This is a genomic window from Klebsiella sp. CB_Kp196 (assembly GCF_040061575.1).
In the GTDB taxonomy this organism is placed as follows: domain Bacteria; phylum Pseudomonadota; class Gammaproteobacteria; order Enterobacterales; family Enterobacteriaceae; genus Klebsiella; species Klebsiella michiganensis.
On record NZ_JBEAFH010000001.1, the window covers coordinates 105,958 to 125,310 of the forward strand.

General features: G+C 57.5%; 20 protein-coding genes. 8 read left to right on the plus strand and 12 right to left on the minus strand.

Features of this window, described 5'->3' with window-relative positions:
- Positions 1-9: 9 nt before the first annotated feature.
- From lpxM to znuA, 3 genes are all read right to left on the minus strand, one after another.
- Positions 10-996, minus strand: a complete 987-nt coding sequence (gene lpxM, locus ABLU87_RS00495; protein ID WP_122117379.1) for a lauroyl-Kdo(2)-lipid IV(A) myristoyltransferase — start codon at positions 994-996, stop codon at positions 10-12.
- Between the two features lie 117 nt (positions 997-1,113).
- Positions 1,114-2,436: a murein DD-endopeptidase MepM gene (gene mepM, locus ABLU87_RS00500; protein ID WP_004852121.1), complete on the minus strand. Its 1,323-nt coding sequence runs from the start codon at positions 2,434-2,436 to the stop codon at positions 1,114-1,116.
- A 15-nt stretch (positions 2,437-2,451) separates the two neighbouring features.
- The gene (znuA, locus tag ABLU87_RS00505; RefSeq protein ID WP_122117378.1) at positions 2,452-3,396 is read right to left on the minus strand and encodes a zinc ABC transporter substrate-binding protein ZnuA; all 945 of its coding nucleotides are present in this window, start codon (positions 3,394-3,396) and stop codon (positions 2,452-2,454) included.
- A gap of 78 nt (positions 3,397-3,474) precedes the next feature.
- On the opposite strand from znuA, the gene znuC reads away from it, so the two are divergent.
- Both znuC and znuB read left to right on the plus strand, forming a co-directional pair.
- A complete protein-coding gene (znuC, locus tag ABLU87_RS00510) occupies positions 3,475-4,227 on the plus strand; it encodes a zinc ABC transporter ATP-binding protein ZnuC (protein ID WP_014229853.1) in 753 nt (250 codons plus the stop codon).
- Positions 4,227-5,012: a zinc ABC transporter permease subunit ZnuB gene (znuB, locus tag ABLU87_RS00515; protein WP_014229854.1), complete on the plus strand. Its 786-nt coding sequence runs from the start codon at positions 4,227-4,229 to the stop codon at positions 5,010-5,012. Before znuC ends, znuB begins: the two co-directional genes overlap by 1 nt.
- Positions 5,013-5,220: 208 nt before the next feature.
- Here znuB and ruvB read toward each other — a convergent pair whose 3' ends face one another.
- The 6 genes from ruvB to aspS form a co-directional block, all read right to left on the minus strand.
- Positions 5,221-6,231 carry a Holliday junction branch migration DNA helicase RuvB gene (gene ruvB / locus ABLU87_RS00520; RefSeq protein WP_004852130.1) on the minus strand — a complete coding sequence of 337 codons (1,011 nt, stop codon included), beginning with the start codon at positions 6,229-6,231 and terminating at the stop codon, positions 5,221-5,223.
- 8 nt (positions 6,232-6,239) lie between these two features.
- Complete coding sequence (gene ruvA / locus ABLU87_RS00525; protein ID WP_004103390.1) at positions 6,240-6,851, minus strand: Holliday junction branch migration protein RuvA; 612 nt, start codon at positions 6,849-6,851, stop codon at positions 6,240-6,242.
- 81 nt (positions 6,852-6,932) lie between these two features.
- Positions 6,933-7,454, minus strand: coding sequence for a crossover junction endodeoxyribonuclease RuvC (gene ruvC / locus ABLU87_RS00530; RefSeq protein ID WP_014229855.1), 522 nt, complete (start codon positions 7,452-7,454; stop codon positions 6,933-6,935).
- A 154-nt stretch (positions 7,455-7,608) separates the two neighbouring features.
- Complete coding sequence (locus ABLU87_RS00535) at positions 7,609-8,349, minus strand: YebC/PmpR family DNA-binding transcriptional regulator (protein ID WP_004122063.1); 741 nt, start codon at positions 8,347-8,349, stop codon at positions 7,609-7,611.
- Between the two features lie 30 nt (positions 8,350-8,379).
- Positions 8,380-8,823, minus strand: coding sequence for a dihydroneopterin triphosphate diphosphatase (gene nudB, locus ABLU87_RS00540; protein WP_004852138.1), 444 nt, complete (start codon positions 8,821-8,823; stop codon positions 8,380-8,382).
- Between the two features lies 1 nt (position 8,824).
- Positions 8,825-10,612, minus strand: a complete 1,788-nt coding sequence (aspS, locus tag ABLU87_RS00545; protein WP_122117377.1) for an aspartate--tRNA ligase — start codon at positions 10,610-10,612, stop codon at positions 8,825-8,827.
- A gap of 268 nt (positions 10,613-10,880) precedes the next feature.
- Between aspS and ABLU87_RS00550 the strand changes: the two genes are divergently transcribed.
- Genes ABLU87_RS00550 through cmoB form a run of 5 tightly spaced genes read left to right on the plus strand, consistent with a single transcriptional unit; the run spans position 10,881 to position 14,513 of the window.
- The gene (locus ABLU87_RS00550; RefSeq protein ID WP_049082802.1) at positions 10,881-11,447 is read left to right on the plus strand and encodes a hydrolase; all 567 of its coding nucleotides are present in this window, start codon (positions 10,881-10,883) and stop codon (positions 11,445-11,447) included.
- Positions 11,444-12,262, plus strand: coding sequence for a DUF72 domain-containing protein (locus tag ABLU87_RS00555; RefSeq protein ID WP_064375494.1), 819 nt, complete (start codon positions 11,444-11,446; stop codon positions 12,260-12,262). Before ABLU87_RS00550 ends, ABLU87_RS00555 begins: the two co-directional genes overlap by 4 nt.
- Before the next feature lie 53 nt (positions 12,263-12,315).
- A complete protein-coding gene (locus ABLU87_RS00560) occupies positions 12,316-12,711 on the plus strand; it encodes an MAPEG family protein (protein ID WP_025106117.1) in 396 nt (131 codons plus the stop codon).
- 39 nt (positions 12,712-12,750) lie between these two features.
- Complete coding sequence (gene cmoA, locus ABLU87_RS00565) at positions 12,751-13,494, plus strand: carboxy-S-adenosyl-L-methionine synthase CmoA (protein WP_009652021.1); 744 nt, start codon at positions 12,751-12,753, stop codon at positions 13,492-13,494.
- A complete protein-coding gene (gene cmoB, locus ABLU87_RS00570; RefSeq protein WP_004852151.1) occupies positions 13,491-14,513 on the plus strand; it encodes a tRNA 5-methoxyuridine(34)/uridine 5-oxyacetic acid(34) synthase CmoB in 1,023 nt (340 codons plus the stop codon). The genes cmoA and cmoB overlap by 4 nt, the downstream gene beginning before the upstream one ends.
- 223 nt (positions 14,514-14,736) lie before the next feature.
- On the opposite strand, the gene cutC is transcribed toward cmoB, so the two are convergent.
- Positions 14,737-15,480: a copper homeostasis protein CutC gene (gene cutC, locus ABLU87_RS00575; protein ID WP_049069085.1), complete on the minus strand. Its 744-nt coding sequence runs from the start codon at positions 15,478-15,480 to the stop codon at positions 14,737-14,739.
- A 76-nt stretch (positions 15,481-15,556) separates the two neighbouring features.
- Entirely contained in the window at positions 15,557-16,126 is a 570-nt protein-coding gene (locus tag ABLU87_RS00580; protein WP_049069086.1) for a VOC family protein, read from the minus strand.
- A gap of 229 nt (positions 16,127-16,355) precedes the next feature.
- Here ABLU87_RS00580 and argS point away from each other — a divergent pair, with 229 nt between their 5' ends.
- The gene (gene argS / locus ABLU87_RS00585; protein WP_025106115.1) at positions 16,356-18,089 is read left to right on the plus strand and encodes an arginine--tRNA ligase; all 1,734 of its coding nucleotides are present in this window, start codon (positions 16,356-16,358) and stop codon (positions 18,087-18,089) included.
- Between the two features lie 120 nt (positions 18,090-18,209).
- On the opposite strand, the gene ABLU87_RS00590 is transcribed toward argS, so the two are convergent.
- Positions 18,210-19,349, minus strand: a complete 1,140-nt coding sequence (locus tag ABLU87_RS00590) for a glycoside hydrolase family 105 protein (protein ID WP_064358181.1) — start codon at positions 19,347-19,349, stop codon at positions 18,210-18,212.
- Positions 19,350-19,353 lie beyond the last annotated feature (4 nt).

Consider the following 19,353-nt stretch of genomic DNA (forward strand, 5'->3'; position numbering starts at 1 on the left):
CTGCGATTTTCACCCCTGATGCGGCTTCTTCTTGGGGTACAGCTCTTTACGCTTGTAGGGCTCGATTTCACCCGGCTTGCGCGTTTTCAGCAGCTTGAGGATCCAGGTGTACTGCTCGGTATGCGGCTTCACGAACACTTCCACCTCTTCGTTCATCCGCCGGGCGATAGTGTTATCGTCCGCCTCCAGCAGATCGTCCATCGGCGGGCGCACCAGCACCGTCAGACGATGCGTTTTACCATCATAGACCGGGAACAGCGGTACGACGCGGGCGCGGCAGACTTTCATTAAACGGCCGATCGCCGGGAGCGTCGCTTTATAGGTGGCAAAGAAATCAACAAACTCGCTGTGCTCGGCGCCGTGATCCTGATCCGGCAGATAGTAGCCCCAGTACCCCTGACGCACCGACTGAATAAACGGTTTGATCCCGTCGTTGCGCGCGTGCATACGTCCACCGAAACGACGGCGCACGGTATTCCAGACGTAATCAAATACCGGATTGCCCTGATTATGGAACATCGCCGCCATTTTTTGCCCGCCGGAAGCCATCAGCATCGCCGGAATATCCACGCCCCAGGCATGGGGAACCAGAAAGATCACCTTCTCGTTGTTTCTCTGCATCTCATCGATGATCTCTTTGCCCTGCCAGTCGACGCGAGAAAGAATGCGCTGCGGGTCGCGCAGGCCTAACTCCGCCATCATGACCATCGCCTGCGGCGCGGAGGCATACATTGCATCAATAATGGCTTCTCGTTCCTGCTCACTCTTTTCCGGGAAACAGTACAGCAGGTTAATCTGCGCCCGACGGCGCGAACTCTTTGCCAGGCGCCCCACAAAGCGCCCCATTTTGCCGAGAATCGGATCGCGGAAAGAGGCCGGCGTCAGAGCGATACCGGCGAAGGCAAAAACCCCTAACCACGCGCCCCAGTAGCGCGGTAGTAAAAAGGATTTTTCAAATTTTGGAATAAATTCAATATTATTTTTTTTCGTTTCCATGCCCAATCCGCAGAATTTCCGCTCAATAAAGATAATGGGTTAGTTTAGCGATACGTTGAGTAACGTACAAAAGAAAAAGCCGGCGCGCAGCGGGCACCGGCTTTAACTGACGGAAGGTTAGTCAAACCGCAGCTGCGGAATCACCTGTTTTGCCTGCGCCAGATAATCGGTACGGTCGGAACCGCTGAGCCCTTCCGTACGCGGCAGTTTCGCCGTTAGCGGGTTGACCGCCTGCTGGTTGATCCACACTTCATAATGCAGATGCGGACCGGTAGAACGCCCGGTGTTGCCCGACAGCGCAATACGATCGCCGCGTTTCACCTTCTGCCCGGGTTTGACCAGCAGCTTACGCAGGTGCATATAGCGGGTGGTATAGGTGCGACCATGACGAACGGCGACGTAATAACCTGCCGCACCGCTACGTTTAGCCACCACCACTTCGCCATCCCCTACCGACAGCACCGGCGTACCCTGCGGCATCGCAAAATCGACGCCACGATGCGGCGCGACGCGGCCGGTCACCGGGTTCAGACGACGCGGGTTAAAGTTCGAAGAGACGCGGAACTGACGTGCGGTCGGGAAGCGCAGGAACCCCTTCGCCAGGCCGGTACCGTTGCGGTCGTAGAATTTGCCATCCTCAGCGCGGATCGCGTAATAGTCTTTACCCTCCGAGCGCAGGCGCACGCCAAGCAGCTGGCTTTGCTCGCGCTTACCGTCGAGCATTTCACGCGACATCAGCACGGAGAATTCATCGCCTTTTTTCAGCTTACGGAAGTCCATCTGCCACTGCATGGCTTTGATCACCGCGCTGATTTCGGTACTGGTCAGGCCGGCATCGCGAGCGCTGGCGACGAAGCTGCCGCCTACGGTACCTTTCAGTACGCTATTGACCCAGTCGCCTTTTTGCAGCTCGCTGCTCATTTTGAAACCGTTTGCAACCCGATCGTAGGTGCGGGTTTCGCGGCGCGACATCTCCCAGGTCAGGCTTTGCAGGTCACCGTCCGCCGTCAGGGTCCAGGAGAGCTGTTGACCAATTTTCAGATTACGCAGCTCTTTATCCACCGAGGAGAGCCGGGCGATATCGCCCATATCAATGCCGTACTGATTAAGAATGCTGCTAAGCGTATCGCCGGTCGAGACCACATATTCGTGGCCACCGGAATCGCTATCCGCCTTGTCATCCAGCTCGTCCTGAGGGATAGCCTCTTCTTCCTGAGGCGCCTGATCGATGGGTTCCGAAGCTTCTGGCAGCAGCGAACGAATTTCGCTTTGTTCCAGCTCGATGGTTCTGGTGATGGGGGTGGATTCAGGATGGTGGTATATGTAAGGCCGCCAGACGGCGACCGCTAATGTAAGAACGCTAAGCGACCCCAGCATAACGCGGTGAGGTCGTGGCAGATTGTTAAATGCCTGAGTGACAGCGCGGGCTATCTGTTGCACGTATTCACTTCCTCGTTATTCTCCTTTCAGGCAGCTTGAATACTGATTCGCCATCTGGCTCAGGAATTGCGGGTAACTCTCTTTACCCAGCTTAATTCCGACTCCAAGTGGATCCAGGGTTCCCATGCGCACGGACGTTCCCCTGGCAACAGCTTCGATGACCGCTGGCCTGAACTGTGGCTCAGCAAAAACGCAAGTTGCTTTTTGCTCAACCAGCTGTGTTCTGATTTCGTGTAAACGCTGCGCACCAGGCTGGATTTCAGGGTTGACAGTAAAATGACCCAGTGGGGTCAAACCGTAATGTTTTTCAAAGTAGCCGTAGGCGTCATGAAAAACGAAATATCCCTTCCCTTTCAGCGGTGCCAGCTCGGTCCCAACCTGCTTGTCGGTTGCGGCTAATTTTGCCTCAAAATCCTTCAGGTTGGCGTCAAGTTTGGCTCGACTCTGCGGCATAAGTTCCAATAATTTATCGTGGATTGCAACCGCCGAAAGGCGCGCTATCTCTGGGGAAAGCCACAGATGCATGTTATAGATGCCGTGATGGTGATCGTCGTCACTATTTTCCCCGGCGCCATGGTCGTGACCATGATGGTCGTCGTCGTCGTCGGTGCCTTTCATGAGTAACGGTTTCACGCCGTCAAGCTCGGCAATCGTCACCTTTTTGTTCGGCGCAATGCTTTGCGTTGACTTATCCATAAACGCCTCCATCTCTGGACCAATCCAGACCACTAAGTCTGCGTTCTGTAAGCGTTTTGCATCCGATGGCCGCAGCGAATAGTCATGCTCCGAGGCCCCGTCCGGCAGCAGTACCTGCGTCTGTGTCACCCCATCGGCGATAGCGGAAGCGATAAAGCCCAGTGGCTTAAGGGAAGTGACAACCGCGGCGCTGGCCAACGGCGCATGGGCGAACAAAAAAGCGGCGCTAAGTCCAGCGCAAAGAAGCGTATTTTTATGTAACATAATGCGTCTAATCATCGTATAGAATGAGAAAGATGTGATATTATAACATTCACTGGCTTGTGCAACCTCTAATTTGATATGACAAATCTTGTAACTCTGGAAAACGTCGCGGTCGTTTATGGCCAAAGGCGCGTGCTGTCTGACATTTCGCTAACGCTAAAGCCGGGCAAAATTTTAACCTTACTGGGGCCGAACGGCGCCGGTAAATCGACCCTCGTGAGAGTGGTTCTGGGGCTGGTAGCACCCTCGGAAGGGATTATCAAACGCGACGGGCATCTGCGGATCGGCTATGTGCCGCAAAAGTTGCACCTTGATGCTACCCTGCCGCTGACCGTCAGCCGCTTTATGCTTTTACGTCCGGGAACGCACAAACGCGACATTCTGCCAGCGCTTAAGCGCGTGCAGGCCGGGCATCTGATCGACGCCCCTATGCAGAAGCTTTCCGGCGGAGAGACCCAGCGGGTACTGCTGGCGCGGGCGCTGCTCAATCAGCCGCAGCTGCTGGTGCTCGACGAGCCGACGCAGGGCGTTGACGTCAACGGTCAGGTGGCGCTTTACGATCTGATTAACCAGCTGCGCCAGGAGCTTGATTGCGCCGTACTGATGGTTTCTCATGACCTGCATCTGGTAATGGCCAAAACCGACGAAGTGCTGTGCCTGAATCAGCATATTTGCTGCTCCGGCGCGCCGGAAGTGGTCTCTATGCACCCGGAATTTATCTCGATGTTCGGCCAGCGCGGCGCGGAACAGCTAGGGATCTATCGCCATCATCATAACCACCGCCACGACCTGCAGGGGCGGATTGTACTGCGTCGGGGAAATGACCGTTAATGATTGAATTACTGCTCCCCGGCTGGCTGGCCGGAATGATGCTCGCCTGTGCGGCGGGTCCGCTGGGATCGTTCGTCGTCTGGCGCCGGATGTCCTACTTCGGTGATACCCTGGCCCACGCCTCTCTGCTCGGCGTGGCTTTTGGTTTACTGCTCAACGTCAATCCGTTCTATGCGGTCATCGCGGTGACGCTGCTGCTGGCGGGCGGCCTGGTGTGGCTGGAGAAACGCCCCCACCTGGCGGTAGACACGTTACTCGGCATCATGGCGCACAGCGCGCTGTCGCTGGGCCTGGTGGTGGTCAGCCTGATGTCAAACGTGCGCGTCGATCTGATGGCCTATCTGTTCGGCGATCTGCTGGCGGTGACGCCGGAAGATTTGATCTCCATTGCGATTGGCGTGGTTATCGTGCTGGCGATCCTGCTCTGGCAATGGCGCAACCTGCTGTCGATGACCATTAGCCCGGACCTGGCGTTTGTTGATGGCGTTAAGCTTCAGCGGGTCAAGCTGCTATTGATGCTGGTGACCGCGCTGACCATCGGCGTGGCGATGAAGTTCGTCGGGGCGCTGATTATCACGTCGCTGTTGATTATTCCCGCCGCAACGGCCCGCCGCTTTGCCCGTACGCCGGAGCAAATGGCGGGAGTGGCGGTTGGCGTGGGAATGATTGCGGTTACCGGAGGATTGACCTTCTCCGCGTTCTACGACACGCCGGCGGGGCCTTCCGTGGTGCTGTGCGCCGCGCTGCTGTTTATTTTCAGCATGAGCAAGAAACCGGCCGCCTGACGCTTATGCGCCCGCGTCAGCCGTCATCAAAACTCGGCAGCCGGCTATGGGCTCATGGCCGTCTGCCGACGTTGTAGCCCGGCTAAGGCGTTCACGCCGCAAACCGGGACATCAAACCGCAATACCGCTTCAGCTATTTCCCCGGCTTGCGCTCCGCTTAGCCGGGCTACTGGCCCCTGCGGTCTGCCGTTTTATAGCCGGACAACGATTACGGCATTTCCGGCGGCGTAATGCCGAAGTGGGTCCAGGCCCGTACCGTTGCCATTCGCCCGCGCGGCGTACGCTGTAAAAAGCCCTGCTGGATCAGATACGGCTCCAGCACGTCTTCAATGGTTTCCCGCTCTTCACCGATGGCCGCCGCCAGGTTATCCAGGCCGACCGGCCCGCCAAAGAATTTATCGATGACCGCCAGCAGCAGCTTACGGTCCATATAATCAAAGCCTTCCGCATCCACGTTGAGCATATCCAGCGCCTGAGCGGCAATCTCCTCAGAGATACGCCCGTCGTAGCGAACCTCGGCAAAGTCACGCACCCTGCGCAGCAGGCGGTTGGCGATTCGCGGCGTACCGCGCGCGCGGCGCGCGACCTCCAGAGCCCCCTCTTCGCTCATCTCCAGTCCCATATAGCGGGCGCTGCGGCTGACAATATGCTGCAGGTCCGGGATCTGGTAGAACTCCAGGCGCTGAACGATGCCAAAACGGTCGCGCAGCGGTGATGTCAGCGAGCCGGCGCGAGTCGTCGCGCCAATCAGGGTAAACGGCGGCAGATCGATTTTTATTGAACGCGCCGCGGGCCCTTCGCCAATCATGATATCCAGCTGATAATCTTCCATTGCCGGATACAGGACTTCTTCGACCACCGGCGACAGGCGGTGGATCTCGTCGATAAACAGAACGTCGTGGGGCTCAAGATTGGTCAGCATCGCCGCCAGATCGCCCGCCTTCTCAAGCACCGGGCCGGAGGTGGTGCGCAGGTTAACGCCCATCTCGTTAGCGACGATGTTTGCCAGGGTGGTTTTCCCCAGCCCCGGCGGGCCAAAAATCAGCAGGTGATCGAGCGCGTCGCCGCGCAGCTTCGCCGCCTGGATAAAGATCTCCATTTGCGAACGGACGTGCGGCTGGCCCACGTACTCTTGCAGCAATTTTGGACGAATTGCGCGATCGGCCGCCTCTTCAAAACCGCTGCTGTCCGCCGATACCAGCCTGTCTGCTTCAATCATCCCTTACCTCACAACGCGGCGCGGAGCGCTTCGCGAATTAGCGTTTCACTGTTGGCATCCGGGCGTACGATTTTGCTGACCATCCGGCTGGCCTCCTGAGGTTTATAGCCCAGCGCCACCAGCGCGGCAACCGCTTCCTGTTCAGCATCATCGTCAGACGGGCCGGCCGGCGACGTCAGGACCAGATCCGCTGCCGGCGTGAACAGATCGCCGTGCAGTCCTTTGAAGCGGTCTTTCATCTCGACAATCAGGCGTTCCGCGGTTTTCTTGCCGATACCCGGCAGCTTCACCAGCGCCGCCAGCTCCTCGCGCTCAACGGCATTGACAAACTGCTGCGCCGACATGCCGGAAAGGATCGCCAGCGCCAGCTTCGGACCGACGCCGTTGGTTTTAATCAGCTCTTTAAACAGCGTGCGCTCCTGCTTGTTGTTAAAGCCATACAGCAGCTGTGCATCTTCACGGACGATAAAGTGGGTGAAAATGATCGCCTCTTTACCCACGTCCGGCAGCTCATAGAAGCAGGTCATCGGCAGATGAACCTCATAGCCTACGCCTCCCGTTTCAAGTAAAACCAGCGGGGGTTGTTTTTCGAGAATGATGCCTCTGAGTCTGCCTATCACATGGAGCTCCTGGATTAAGGGACGAAAGTCTAATGCGGTATCATAAAAAAAGGCTGGATAGATATCCAGCCTGATTTCAGGTTATCGTAAGCGTCCGCGCGCCAGGTTCAGGCGGCTTTCGCCGATCTGAGCCGCGTTCTGGCTGACGTGGCAATGGGTGATGGCGATGGCTAAAGCATCCGCCGCATCCGCCTGCGGGTTAGCCGGCAGCTTAAGCAACGTGCGCACCATGTGCTGCACCTGGCTCTTTTCCGCGCTGCCGATGCCGACAACGGTCTGCTTTACCTGCCTGGCGGCGTACTCAAAGACCGGCAGGTCCTGATTCGTCGCCGCGACAATCGCCACGCCGCGCGCCTGGCCAAGCTTCAGCGCCGAGTCGGCGTTCTTTGCCATAAACACTTGTTCGATGGCGAAATAGTCCGGCTGGAACTGGGTGATAATTTCCGTCACGCCCGCATAGATAAGCTTCAGGCGAGACGGTAAATCATCCACTTTCGTGCGAATACAGCCGCTGCCCAGGTAGCTCAGCTGGCGTCCAACCTGGCGGATGACGCCATAACCAGTGACGCGCGACCCCGGGTCAATGCCAAGAATAATGGCCATCACGCGCCTCCGGTCATAACTAACTCGTGAGACCCTAAAGATTTCAGTTCACAGCCAGGCGGCCACGCAGCGCATCCACGGGAGCGTAGATTCACTACGTGACCGGGGTAAGCGAGGAGAGCCAACACCGCTGTGGGCTGAAAGATTACGGATATCACAGGGTTGCGGCGACCTCATCAGAGATCTCGCCGTTGTGATAAACTTCCTGCACGTCGTCGCAATCTTCCAGCATATCGATCAGACGCAGCAGTTTCGGCGCAGTTTCCGCGTCCATATCCGCTTTGGTTGACGGGATCATCGAGACTTCAGCGGCGTCCGCTTTCAGGCCGGCGGCTTCCAGCGCATCGCGTACCGCGCCCATCTCTTCCCAGGCGGTATAAACGTCAATCGCGCCATCGTCATAGGTCACAACGTCTTCCGCGCCCGCTTCCAGCGCCGCTTCCATGATCGCATCTTCGTCGCCTTTCTCGAAGGAGATAACGCCTTTTTTGCTGAACAGGTAGGAAACGGAACCGTCGGTCCCCAGGTTACCGCCGGTTTTGGTGAAGGCATGACGTACTTCCGCCACGGTACGGTTGCGGTTGTCGGACAGACATTCAACCATTACCGCCGTGCCGCCAGGACCGTAACCTTCATAGATGATGGTTTCCATGTTCGCATCATCATCGCCGCCGACGCCGCGCGCGATAGCGCGGTTCAGGGTGTCGCGGGTCATGTTGTTGCTCAGCGCTTTGTCGATTGCCGCGCGCAGACGCGGGTTAGAGCCCGCATCGCCGCCGCCCAGACGCGCGGCGGTGACCAGCTCGCGAATAATTTTCGTAAAGATCTTACCGCGCTTGGCATCCTGTGCCGCTTTGCGGTGCTTGGTGTTGGCCCATTTACTATGACCTGCCATAAAAAACTCTCCAAAAAAAAGCGCGCCCTTTCAGGCGGCGTTAATTACAAATTCTTCAATCGCCTGCCGGTTGCTCCAGGACTTGGTCAACGTAGCGGCTTCCGCCGCGTCAACCCAGCGATAGTCCAGATGTTCTGTAAAGACAATCTGGCGTTCATGGGGGAGCGCAAGACGGAACCAAAACTCCGTATTGCGCTCAACGCCCGGCGCATAGCGATGACGTAAATGAGAAAATATCTCGAATTCTACCGTACGCTGACAATCAACCAAAGCCAGCTGCTCGCAGGCAACATCGATGGCGACCTCTTCCATAACTTCTCGCGCGGCAGCCTGCGGCGCGGTTTCTCCCTCTTCCAGGCTGCCGGTAACCGACTGCCAGAACGCGGGATCGTCGCGCCGCTGCAACATCAGCACCCGCTTCGTATCTTCGGCGTAAATTACCACCAGTACGGAAACGGGGAGCTTGAATGACATCTTACTTATTCTCCAGAGACTCTTTTGCCTCTTTCACCACCACCTGAATACCGAGTTCGCTCAGCGATGCCGGGTTAGCGAAGCTTGGCGCTTCGGTCATCAGGCAAGCGGCTGCGGTCGTTTTCGGGAAGGCGATAACGTCACGGATATTATCGGTACCGGTCAGCAGCATGGTCAAACGGTCGAGGCCAAAAGCCAGGCCCGCGTGCGGCGGGGTACCGTATTTCAGCGCGTCCAGCAGGAAGCCAAACTTCTCGCGCTGCTCCTGCTCGTTAATGCCCAGGATGCCGAACACGGTCTGCTGCATCTCACCGCTGTGAATACGCACGGAACCGCCGCCCACTTCATAGCCGTTGATGACCATATCGTAGGCGTTGGCCACCGCGTCTTCCGGCGCGGCTTTCAGCTCGGCGGCGGACATGTCTTTCGGCGAGGTGAACGGATGGTGCATCGCGGTCAGGCCGCCTTCGCCGTCGTCTTCAAACATCGGGAAGTCGATAACCCACAGCGGCGCCCATTTGTCTTCGTCGGTCAGGTTCAGGTCTTTGCCCAGCTTCAGACGCAGCGCGCCCAGCGCGTCGGCGACCACTTTTTTGTTATCCGCGCCGAAGAAGATCATATCGCCATCCTGCGCGCCGGTGCGCTCAAGGATCGCTTCAACGATGTCGGCGTTAAGGAATTTAGCCACCGGGCTGTTGATGCCTTCAAGGCCTTTCGCCCGCTCGGTTACTTTAATATAGGCCAGCCCTTTCGCGCCGTAGATCTGGACAAACTTACCGTATTCGTCGATTTGCTTACGGGTCAGCGCAGCGCCGCCCGGTACGCGCAGCGCGGCAACGCGCCCTTTGGCGTCGTTAGCCGGGCCGGCGAAGACGGCGAATTCCACCGCTTTCACCAGATCGGCGACGTCCACCAGCTCCATCGGGTTACGCAGGTCTGGTTTGTCAGAACCGTAGCGGCGCTCGGCTTCGGCGAAGGTCATGATCGGGAAATCGCCCAGATCCACGCCCTTCACTTCCTGCCACAGGTTGCGCACCAGCGCTTCCATGACTTCGCGCACCTGCCCGGCGGTCATGAAGGAGGTTTCCACATCGATCTGGGTAAATTCCGGCTGACGGTCGGCACGCAGGTCTTCGTCGCGGAAGCATTTAACGATCTGATAGTAGCGGTCAAAACCGGACATCATCAGCAGCTGCTTGAACAGCTGTGGAGACTGCGGCAGCGCGTAGAATTTCCCTTTATGCACGCGGGATGGGACCAGGTAGTCGCGCGCGCCTTCCGGCGTGGCTTTGGTCAGCATCGGCGTTTCGATGTCGAGGAAACCGTGGTCATCCATAAAGCGGCGCACCAGGCTGGTGATTTTCGCACGGGTCTTCAGGCGCTGCGCCATTTCCGGACGACGCAGGTCCAGGTAGCGATATTTCAGACGCGCTTCTTCGGTATTGACGTGGTTGGAGTCCAGCGGCAGCGCTTCAGCGCGGTTGATAATCGTCAGATCCGATGCCAGCACTTCGATGGCGCCGGTGGCCATATCGCTATTGATGTTTTTTTCGTCACGCGCGCGCACGGTACCGGTGACCTGGATGCAGAACTCATTACGCAGTTCAGAGGCCAGCTTTAATGCGTCGGCACGATCCGGATCGAAAAACACCTGTACGATGCCTTCGCGGTCACGCATATCGATAAAGATAAGGCTACCGAGATCACGACGACGGTTGACCCAACCACACAGAGTCACTTGCTGCCCTACGTGGGACAGACGAAGCTGCCCGCAATATTCTGTACGCATGAGATATCCCTTAACTTAGCCGCAGGCGGATTGTTGCCTGTCTTGCAGGCGACGAGGTCGCAGCTTTAGCTGATGTCACAACTGAATGAAAAAAGGCGGCTATTATACTGGAAATTATGGCGCACGATAAGCCCGGCGCAGCGCGCAGCGTTGCTTTGCTGCGCGCTTATTGCTTGTACTCACAAAAATTAACAAAATTTGTTACCCTCGGGCGAGATCGGCAACGGTATTGTAGCGACCTGACAACAGAAGAAGATACGGGGATATCATGTTAGAACTCAATGCAAAAAAAACCGCGCTGGTGGTTATAGACCTGCAGGAAGGCATTTTACCGTTTGCCGGCGGCCCGCATCGGGCTGACGACGTGGTTGAGCGCGCCGCGAGTCTGGCCAAAAAGTGCCGCCAGCAGGGTTCCCCGGTGGTCATGGTTCGCGTTGGCTGGTCGGCGGATTTCGCCGAAGCGCTGAAGCAGCCGGTCGATGCCCAGGCAGGCGCCCATACGCTACCGGAAAACTGGTGGTTCTATCCGCTGGCGCTGGGAAAACAGGAGAGCGACATCGAAGTCACCAAACGCCAGTGGGGAGCCTTTTACGGCACCGACCTGGAGCTGCAGCTTCGCCGTCGCGGTATCGATACGATTATCCTGTGCGGTATCTCAACCAATATCGGCGTCGAATCGACGGCGCGCAACGCCTGGGAGCTGGGCTTCAATCTGATTCTCGTTGAAGACGCCTGCAGCGCAGCAACGGCTGAACAGCATCAGGGCAGCATGACGCACATCTTCCCGCGTATTGCCCGCGTGCGCAGTACCGAGGAGGTACTTGCCGCGTTATGATCTATATTGGGCTTCCCCAATGGGCGCACCCGAAGTGGGTGCGCCTGGGTATCACCAGCCTTGAAGAGTATGCCCGCCATTTTAACTGCGTGGAGGGCAACACGACCCTGTACGCTTTACCAAAAGCTGAGATTGTCAGCCGCTGGTATGAACAAACCCACGATGATTTTCGCTTTTGCTTCAAGTTTCCGGCCACCATTTCGCACCAGGCATCGCTGCGCAACTGCGACGACTTAAGCCACGAGTTTTTCACCCGCCTGGCGCCGCTGTCATCGCGCATTGGCCAATACTGGCTGCAGCTGCCGGCCACGTTCGGCCCTCGGGATCTTCCCGCGCTCTGGCAGTTCCTTGACAGCCTGCCGCGCGAATTCAGCTACGGCGTTGAGGTAAGGCATCCGGAGTTTTTCGCCAAAGAGGAAGCGGAACAGCAGCTCAATCGCGGGCTGCATCAGCGAAACGTCAACCGCGTGATCCTGGATAGCCGTCCGGTTCATAGCGCCGTCGCCCGCAGCCCGGCGATGCTCGACGCGCAAAGAAAGAAGCCAAAAGTTCCCGTCCATGCGCTGGTGACGGCCCACCATCCGATGGTGCGTTTTATCGGCAGCGATGACATGGCGCAAAATCGTGAGCTGTTTAGCGTGTGGTTACGCACGCTGCCAAAATGGGCGCAGACAACCACGCCGTACCTGTTCCTCCATACCCCGGATATCGCCCAGACGCCGGAACTGGTCGACACCCTGTGGAGCGATCTGCGCGCCGCCCTACCGGAAATAGGGGCGGCACCTTCAATTCCGCAGCAAACCTCTCTTTTCTGATATCCTGCTATCCTCAATTGAGCCACCGGAAGCGATAAAAGGGAGTTTTGAGTATGGTCAGCGCGCTGTATGCGGTTTTAGGTGCGTTATTGCTTATTAAGTTTTCCTGGGACGTTGTACGACTGAGGACGCAATATCGCGTTGGCTACGGCGACGGCGGTTTTAGCGAACTGCAGGTTGCTATACGCGTGCACGGGAACGCGGTGGAATATATTCCCATTGGCCTGATTCTGCTGCTGTTTATGGAAATGAACGGCGCGCAGACCTGGATGGTCCACGTCTGCGGTATTTTACTGATCGCCGGGCGCCTGATGCACTCCTATGGCTTTCATCATCGTCTTTACCGCTGGCGTCGTTCCGGCATGAGCGCGACGTGGTGTTCGTTGTTGCTGATGGTGCTGGCGAACTTCTGGTATATGCCCTGGGAGTTGGTTTTCTCCGTCCGTTAGCGCACAATACGCCGTTTTCGATTTTTCGGGTTTAACGTTATGTCTCACCGCGATACGCTTTTTTCCGCGCCGATTGCCAGCCTCGGCGACTGGACCTTTGATGAACGGGTTGCTGAAGTCTTCCCGGATATGATCCAGCGCTCTGTTCCCGGCTATTCCAATATCATTTCCATGATCGGCATGCTGGCGGAACGTTTCGTTCAGCCGGATACCCAGGTTTACGATCTCGGCTGCTCGCTTGGCGCAGCCACGCTGTCCGTGCGCCGCAATATTGCGCATGCCGGCTGCAAAATCATCGCCGTTGATAATTCGCCGGCCATGGTCGAACGCTGCCGTCGCCATATTGACGCCTATAAGGCGCCGACGCCGGTCGAAGTGATTGAAGGCGATATTCGCCACGTCACGATAGAAAACGCATCGATGGTGGTGCTGAACTTCACCATCCAGTTTCTCGAACCGGGCGAACGCCAGGCCATTCTTGATAAGGTCTATCAGGGGCTCAATCCGGGCGGCGCGCTGGTGCTGTCGGAAAAATTCAGCTTCGAAGATGACAACGTCGGCGAACTGCTGTTCAACATGCATCACGATTTCAAACGCGCCAACGGCTATAGCGAGCTGGAAATCAGCCAAAAGCGCAGCATGCTGGAAAACGTGATGCTCACCGATTCCGTGGAAACCCACAAAGCGCGCCTGCGCAAGGCCGGTTTCGAACATGCCGAACTGTGGTTCCAGTGCTTTAACTTCGGATCGTTAATCGCCGTAAAATCCGGGGACCAGGCATGATTGATTTCAGCAACTTTTATCAGTTGATTGCCAAAAGCCCGCTGTCGCACTGGCTGGAGACGCTGCCCGCTCAGGTGGCGGCCTGGCAGCGTGACGCGCTGCACGGGAAATACCGGGAATGGGAGCGGGCCGTCGAGTTTCTGCCCGAGTTTTCGCCCTACCGACTGGATCTGCTGCATAGCGTCACCGCGGAGAGCGAAACGCCACTGGGCGACGGCCAGCGTCTGCGGATTGAAAACCTGCTGAAGAATCTGATGCCGTGGCGTAAAGGCCCCTGGTCGCTTTACGGCGTGAATATCGACACCGAATGGCGTTCCGACTGGAAGTGGGAACGCGTACTGCCGCACCTTTCCGACCTCACCGGACGTACCATCCTTGATGTCGGCTGCGGCAGCGGATACCACATGTGGCGTATGATTGGCGCCGGGGCTCGTCTGGCGGTGGGCATCGATCCCACCCAGCTGTTCCTTTGCCAGTTTGAAGCGGTGCGAAAACTGTTGGGCAACGATCAGCGCGCGCATCTGCTGCCGCTGGGCATTGAGCAGCTTCCGGCGCTGAACGCCTTTGATACCGTCTTTTCGATGGGCGTGCTGTACCACCGCCGCTCCCCGCTCGATCACCTGTGGCAGCTCAAAGATCAGCTGGTTCCCGGCGGCGAACTGGTGCTGGAGACGCTGGTCGTCGAGGGCGACGAAAATACCGTGCTGGTGCCGGGCGATCGCTATGCGCAGATGCGCAACGTCTACTTTATCCCTTCTGCCGCCGCGCTAAAGCAGTGGCTGGAGAAATGCGGATTTATCGATGTACGCATCGTCGACGCGTGCGTGACGTCCACCGAAGAGCAGCGCCGCACCGAGTGGATGACCACCGAGTCTCTGGCCGACTTCCTCGATCCGCAGGATAGCAGCAAAACCCGCGAAGGCTACCCTGCCCCGCTGCGCGCGGTGCTTATTGCCACCAAACCGGAAACAGAACAGTCGCTGGCGGCGAAAAAGCGGGCCGACAAGCAGCCTGGCTAACGCGTTTTCAGGATAAAAAAAGGCCCCTGTTTAATGGGCAGGGGCCTGGTACGGGCAATCATCATATTGGGCGACATGATGTGCAGCAAAAAACGGTTTATCCCCGTCATACTTCAAGTTGCATGTGCGTTGGCTTTCCTCGCTCACCCCAGTCACTTACTTGAGTAAGCTCCTGTGGATCCCCTGCGTCGCCGCCTTCTCGCAACTCGAATTATTTAGGGTCTTAATCTCTCTGTGCGGAAATAATCTTCTTCATTTCCGCTACCGCTTCGCCATTGACGGCGTAGCGTAAGTATTCATCTGCTTCGGCATCCGTAGACATCGACAGTCCTGGATTGCGAAAGCGCATCGGGGACGGTAACCACTGGCCTGCCGAGGTATGCACCTCTTTTACCCCTGCCTGCAAAAATAGCGGCAGGTTGGCGGCGCGGACGCCTGCACCGGCCATAATAATAGGAGTATCGCTTTGGGAAATAAGTTCCCTGATTAATGAAATTCCTTTTTCGGCTGAAGACTGCTGGCCCGAAGTCAGGATACGCTGAACGCCGAGTTCAGCCAGCTCAGCGCTGGCCTGGCGCGGGTCGGCGCACATATCAAAGGCCCGATGAAAGGTGACGGCCAGGGTTCCCGCCGCCGCCATTATTTTTTTCATTCGCGCCCTATCCACCCGACCGTCGGCGTCCAGAACGCCGATCACCATGCCGGGAAAACCGAGATCCTTCACCGCGGCCACATCATCAAGCATCGCGGCAAATTCGCCGGCGGTATAGCAAAAATCACCGCCGCGCGGGCGAATAATTGGATGAACGGGAATGGTCACCGCTTCACGCACCGATTTCAGTACCCCCAGCGAAGGCGTCAGCCCTCCCTCCTGCGGCGCGGCGCATAGCTCGATGCGATCGGCGCCCCGGCGCTGGGCCTCCAGCGCGCACTCCATGCTGTAACAACAGACTTCCAGTAAGGTCATTCTTCTCTCCGTCGATAGGGCAGGCACTACAGAATGTCACGATTTCTTCCGGCAGACGCCGCGTCGCTTCACACTGTTATCGTTCAGCGTGTTCGCTGGCGACAATTTGCTCAATCGACCACGGGTGAAATTTGATCGTCACTTTGCCATCCGTTACCGCAAGGGTCGGATTCGGTAAACGCTCACGCTCTCCTTTCGGCGCGCTGGTCTTCACAAAAATGCCCGGCTGGCCCAGCCCTTCATCGGAAAGCAGCGCCAGCGCGCGGGTATTGAGCGTTTCAGGATCGCCCGCCAGAACGATTTCAATATGCTCCCAGCCTTCATGCGGATAGCGTTTTTCGCCCGGCCACGGCAGTTCAACGATGCTAAAACGCCAGTGCGCCACGACCACCGGCTCATCCAGCCTGAACAAGCAGATGGGTCGACCGTTAATGACATTTTCCGACAGCAGAGTAGCGCATTGTTCAAAGCCGCGACGCCAGCGCTCCGCCGTAGCGTTCTGGTGACAGCGCAGGGAAATATGGTCGGCGTCATGGGGCGTAATATCGAGACCGAGCCGGTGAGCAAGCGCATTCAGCGCCTCGGTAAAGCGCGGCAGGTCCGCGGAAATATCGTTCAGTTCATCTATCTGCTGCCAGTTCGCCATCGTAAGCCTCGGTACTCGCTAAAAAGCGCTAATCTATCGCGTTTTCCGCGACCGACCAACCGGCAATCGCCGGCAGCGTCCCGCGAACGGTTATTCGTTGAGCGCGAGGCTCAGCAACCTCCGCGCGGTGCTGACGCGTGGGTGCAAATGCAGTATACTCCTGCCCTAATTTGTCCACATTCCCGCGCCGCCCCATCAGGGTGACGGCGTGTTAACGTAAGGTGTTTCGGTGAATATTCAGGCTCTTCTCTCAGAAAAAGTCAGTCAGGCCCTGATCGCGGCAGGCGCGTCTGCCGATTGCGAACCTCAGGTCCGCCAGTCAGCAAAAGTCCAGTTCGGCGACTATCAGGCCAACGGCGTGATGGCCGTTGCCAAAAAACTGGGCATGGCGCCGCGACAACTTGCAGAGCAGGTACTGTCTCATCTCGATCTGAGCGGGATTGCAAATAAGGTAGAGATCGCCGGCCCTGGCTTTATTAATATTTTCCTCGATCCGGCCTTCCTCGCGGAAAACGTCAGCAGCGCGCTGAAATCGGAACGTCTGGGCGTGGCTCAGCCGCAGGCGCAGACGGTGGTCGTTGATTACTCCGCGCCGAACGTGGCGAAAGAGATGCACGTAGGCCATCTGCGCTCCACCATTATTGGCGACGCCGCGGTGCGTACGCTGGAGTTTCTCGGCCATAAAGTGATCCGCGCTAACCACGTGGGCGACTGGGGCACCCAGTTCGGCATGCTCATCGCGTACCTGGAAAAACAGCAGCAGGAAAACGCCGGTGAAATGGCGCTGGCCGACCTCGAAGGTTTCTATCGCGAAGCGAAAAAACACTACGATGAAGATGAAGCCTTCGCCGAGCGCGCGCGCAGCTATGTCGTTAAGCTGCAGGGCGGCGACGAGTACTTCCGCGAAATGTGGCGCAAGCTGGTCGACATCACCATGTCGCAAAACCAGTTAACCTATAACCGCCTCAACGTTACCCTGACCCGCGACGACGTGATGGGTGAAAGCCTCTATAACCCGATGCTGCCGGGTATCGTTGCCGATCTGAAAGCCAAAGGTCTGGCGGTAGAAAGCGAAGGCGCGACCGTAGTGTTCCTTGATGAGTACAAAAACAAGGAAGGCGAACCGATGGGCGTTATCATCCAGAAGAAGGATGGCGGCTATCTCTACACCACCACCGATATCGCCTGCGCAAAATACCGCTACGAAAATTTGCATGCTGACCGCGTGCTTTACTACATCGACTCTCGCCAGCACCAGCACCTGATGCAGGCGTGGACCATCGTGCGTAAAGCCGGCTACGTGCCGGATTCCGTCCCGCTGGAGCACCACATGTTCGGCATGATGCTCGGCAAAGATGGCAAACCGTTTAAAACCCGCGCCGGCGGTACCGTGAAGCTCGCCGACCTGCTGGACGAAGCGCTGGAGCGCGCACGCCGTCTGGTGGCGGAGAAAAACCCGGAGATGCCCGCCGATGAGCTGGAAAAACTGGCGAACGCGGTCGGGATCGGCGCGGTGAAATATGCCGACTTGTCTAAAAACCGCACCACCGACTACATCTTTGACTGGGACAACATGCTGGCCTTTGAGGGCAATACCGCGCCTTATATGCAGTATGCCTATACCCGCGTGCTCTCCGTGTTCCGCAAAGCGGATATCGATGAAAGCGCGCTGGCGGCGGCGCCGGTGGTCATCACCGAAGAGCGCGAAGCCCAACTGGCGGCCCGTCTGCTGCAGTTTGAAGAAACCCTGACGGTCGTCGCGCGTGAAGGCACGCCGCACGTGATGTGTTCTTACCTGTACGATCTGGCGGGTCTGTTCTCCGGCTTCTACGAGCACTGCCCGATCCTGAGCGCCGAAAGCGAAGAGACGCGCAACAGCCGCCTGAAGCTGGCGCTGCTGACGGCGAAAACGCTGAAGCTGGGTCTGGATACCCTGGGTATCGAAACCGTAGAACGGATGTAAAACCAAACCCGGCGAAAGCCGGGTTTGTTTTATAACGCCTGATGGCGCCACGCTCATCAGACCTGCCGCATCATTGTAGCCCCGGTAAGCGTAAGCGCCACCGGGGAAATTCCGCCCTTCTCAGAAATACTTCCGCAGATACTCCGTCAGGCACAGGATCGCCATCGCCTGGCCATACGGCATCGACGTCAGCGGAATGTCGCGATAAAAATCCAGATCCGAACCCATGCCGGTACCGAACGACGTTTGCAGCAGCTCCCCTTGCGCTGAGATATTCTGTACGATGCCGCGAATCGCTTTTTCCGCAACCTCCGCATACGCCTGGCTCACGTAGCGCTTGCGCACCGCTTTGAGGATCCCATAAGCAAAACCGGCGGTCGCCGACGCTTCCAGATAGGAGTCAGGATCGTCAAGCAGCGTATGCCACAGGCCGCTATCGTCCTGACAGCGGGCCAGCGCCGCAATCTGCGCATTCAGCACCTGCACCAGATAACGCCGTACCGCGCTGTTCTCGGGTAAATCCACCAGCTCCAGGAAATCCGGAATAACGATAGTCAGCCAGCTATTGCCGCGCGCCCAGCGAGCGTGGGCGAAATTATGCCGCCCCTCATAGCTCCAGCCGTGAAACCACAGGCCGGTCTCACGGTCCATCAGATTCTGCACGTGCAGCAGAAACTGATATACCGCCTCCTCTACGTATTGCGGACGATTAAGCAGCTTGCCGATTTTCGCCAGCGGCAGAACCGTCATCATCAGCGTGTCGTCCCACATCTGCTGATGATTCTCTTCCGCCAGGGTGATGTGCTGCATGCCGCCAGACTCAGTGCGCGGCATTTCGTTCATCGCCCACTCCGCCCAGCTATCGAGCCAGGGCAGATACGCGGGGTTGCCCGTCTCTTCGTAGCGGTAAGCCAGGGTGAGAAACGGCGCCATGGTGTTGACGTTTTTGGTGGTCGCGCCTTCGGCAAAGCGGTCGGCAAACCAGCCATCAATAATGTCGCGCATCGCCGTATCGCCGGTCTGCTGGTAATACTGATAAATACCGTACAGGCCGACGCCGTGAGTCCACTCCCAGCCGTTCCACCCTTTGGTGTCGATAACGCGTCCGTCGTCCAGCCGCAGTAAAAATTGCCCGCTTTCGTCCTTAATGTTGACCAGATTGTGCGTCACCTTCTGAATCAGCGCCTGCAGTTCATTGCGGGCGATAAAACGCTCCGGCTGGCGCAGTAGTGGGCTATGTTTGACAGGCCAAACTTTCATATCC

What these genes read in the sequence shown, in the direction of transcription:
- lpxM (WP_122117379.1), bottom strand. Translation starts at nt 996, where the DNA reads ATGGAAACGAAAAAAAATAATATTGAATTTATTCCAAAATTTGAAAAA.
- znuA (WP_122117378.1), bottom strand. Translation starts at nt 3,396, where the DNA reads ATGTTACATAAAAATACGCTTCTTTGCGCTGGACTTAGCGCCGCTTTT.
- znuC (WP_014229853.1), top strand. Translation starts at nt 3,475, where the DNA reads ATGACAAATCTTGTAACTCTGGAAAACGTCGCGGTCGTTTATGGCCAA.
- znuB (WP_014229854.1), top strand. Translation starts at nt 4,227, where the DNA reads ATGATTGAATTACTGCTCCCCGGCTGGCTGGCCGGAATGATGCTCGCC.
- ruvB (WP_004852130.1), bottom strand. Translation starts at nt 6,231, where the DNA reads ATGATTGAAGCAGACAGGCTGGTATCGGCGGACAGCAGCGGTTTTGAA.
- ruvC (WP_014229855.1), bottom strand. Translation starts at nt 7,454, where the DNA reads ATGGCCATTATTCTTGGCATTGACCCGGGGTCGCGCGTCACTGGTTAT.
- ABLU87_RS00535 (WP_004122063.1), bottom strand. Translation starts at nt 8,349, where the DNA reads ATGGCAGGTCATAGTAAATGGGCCAACACCAAGCACCGCAAAGCGGCA.
- nudB (WP_004852138.1), bottom strand. Translation starts at nt 8,823, where the DNA reads ATGTCATTCAAGCTCCCCGTTTCCGTACTGGTGGTAATTTACGCCGAA.
- aspS (WP_122117377.1), bottom strand. Translation starts at nt 10,612, where the DNA reads ATGCGTACAGAATATTGCGGGCAGCTTCGTCTGTCCCACGTAGGGCAG.
- ABLU87_RS00550 (WP_049082802.1), top strand. Translation starts at nt 10,881, where the DNA reads ATGTTAGAACTCAATGCAAAAAAAACCGCGCTGGTGGTTATAGACCTG.
- ABLU87_RS00555 (WP_064375494.1), top strand. Translation starts at nt 11,444, where the DNA reads ATGATCTATATTGGGCTTCCCCAATGGGCGCACCCGAAGTGGGTGCGC.
- ABLU87_RS00560 (WP_025106117.1), top strand. Translation starts at nt 12,316, where the DNA reads ATGGTCAGCGCGCTGTATGCGGTTTTAGGTGCGTTATTGCTTATTAAG.
- cmoA (WP_009652021.1), top strand. Translation starts at nt 12,751, where the DNA reads ATGTCTCACCGCGATACGCTTTTTTCCGCGCCGATTGCCAGCCTCGGC.
- cmoB (WP_004852151.1), top strand. Translation starts at nt 13,491, where the DNA reads ATGATTGATTTCAGCAACTTTTATCAGTTGATTGCCAAAAGCCCGCTG.
- cutC (WP_049069085.1), bottom strand. Translation starts at nt 15,480, where the DNA reads ATGACCTTACTGGAAGTCTGTTGTTACAGCATGGAGTGCGCGCTGGAG.
- ABLU87_RS00580 (WP_049069086.1), bottom strand. Translation starts at nt 16,126, where the DNA reads ATGGCGAACTGGCAGCAGATAGATGAACTGAACGATATTTCCGCGGAC.
- ABLU87_RS00590 (WP_064358181.1), bottom strand. Translation starts at nt 19,349, where the DNA reads ATGAAAGTTTGGCCTGTCAAACATAGCCCACTACTGCGCCAGCCGGAG.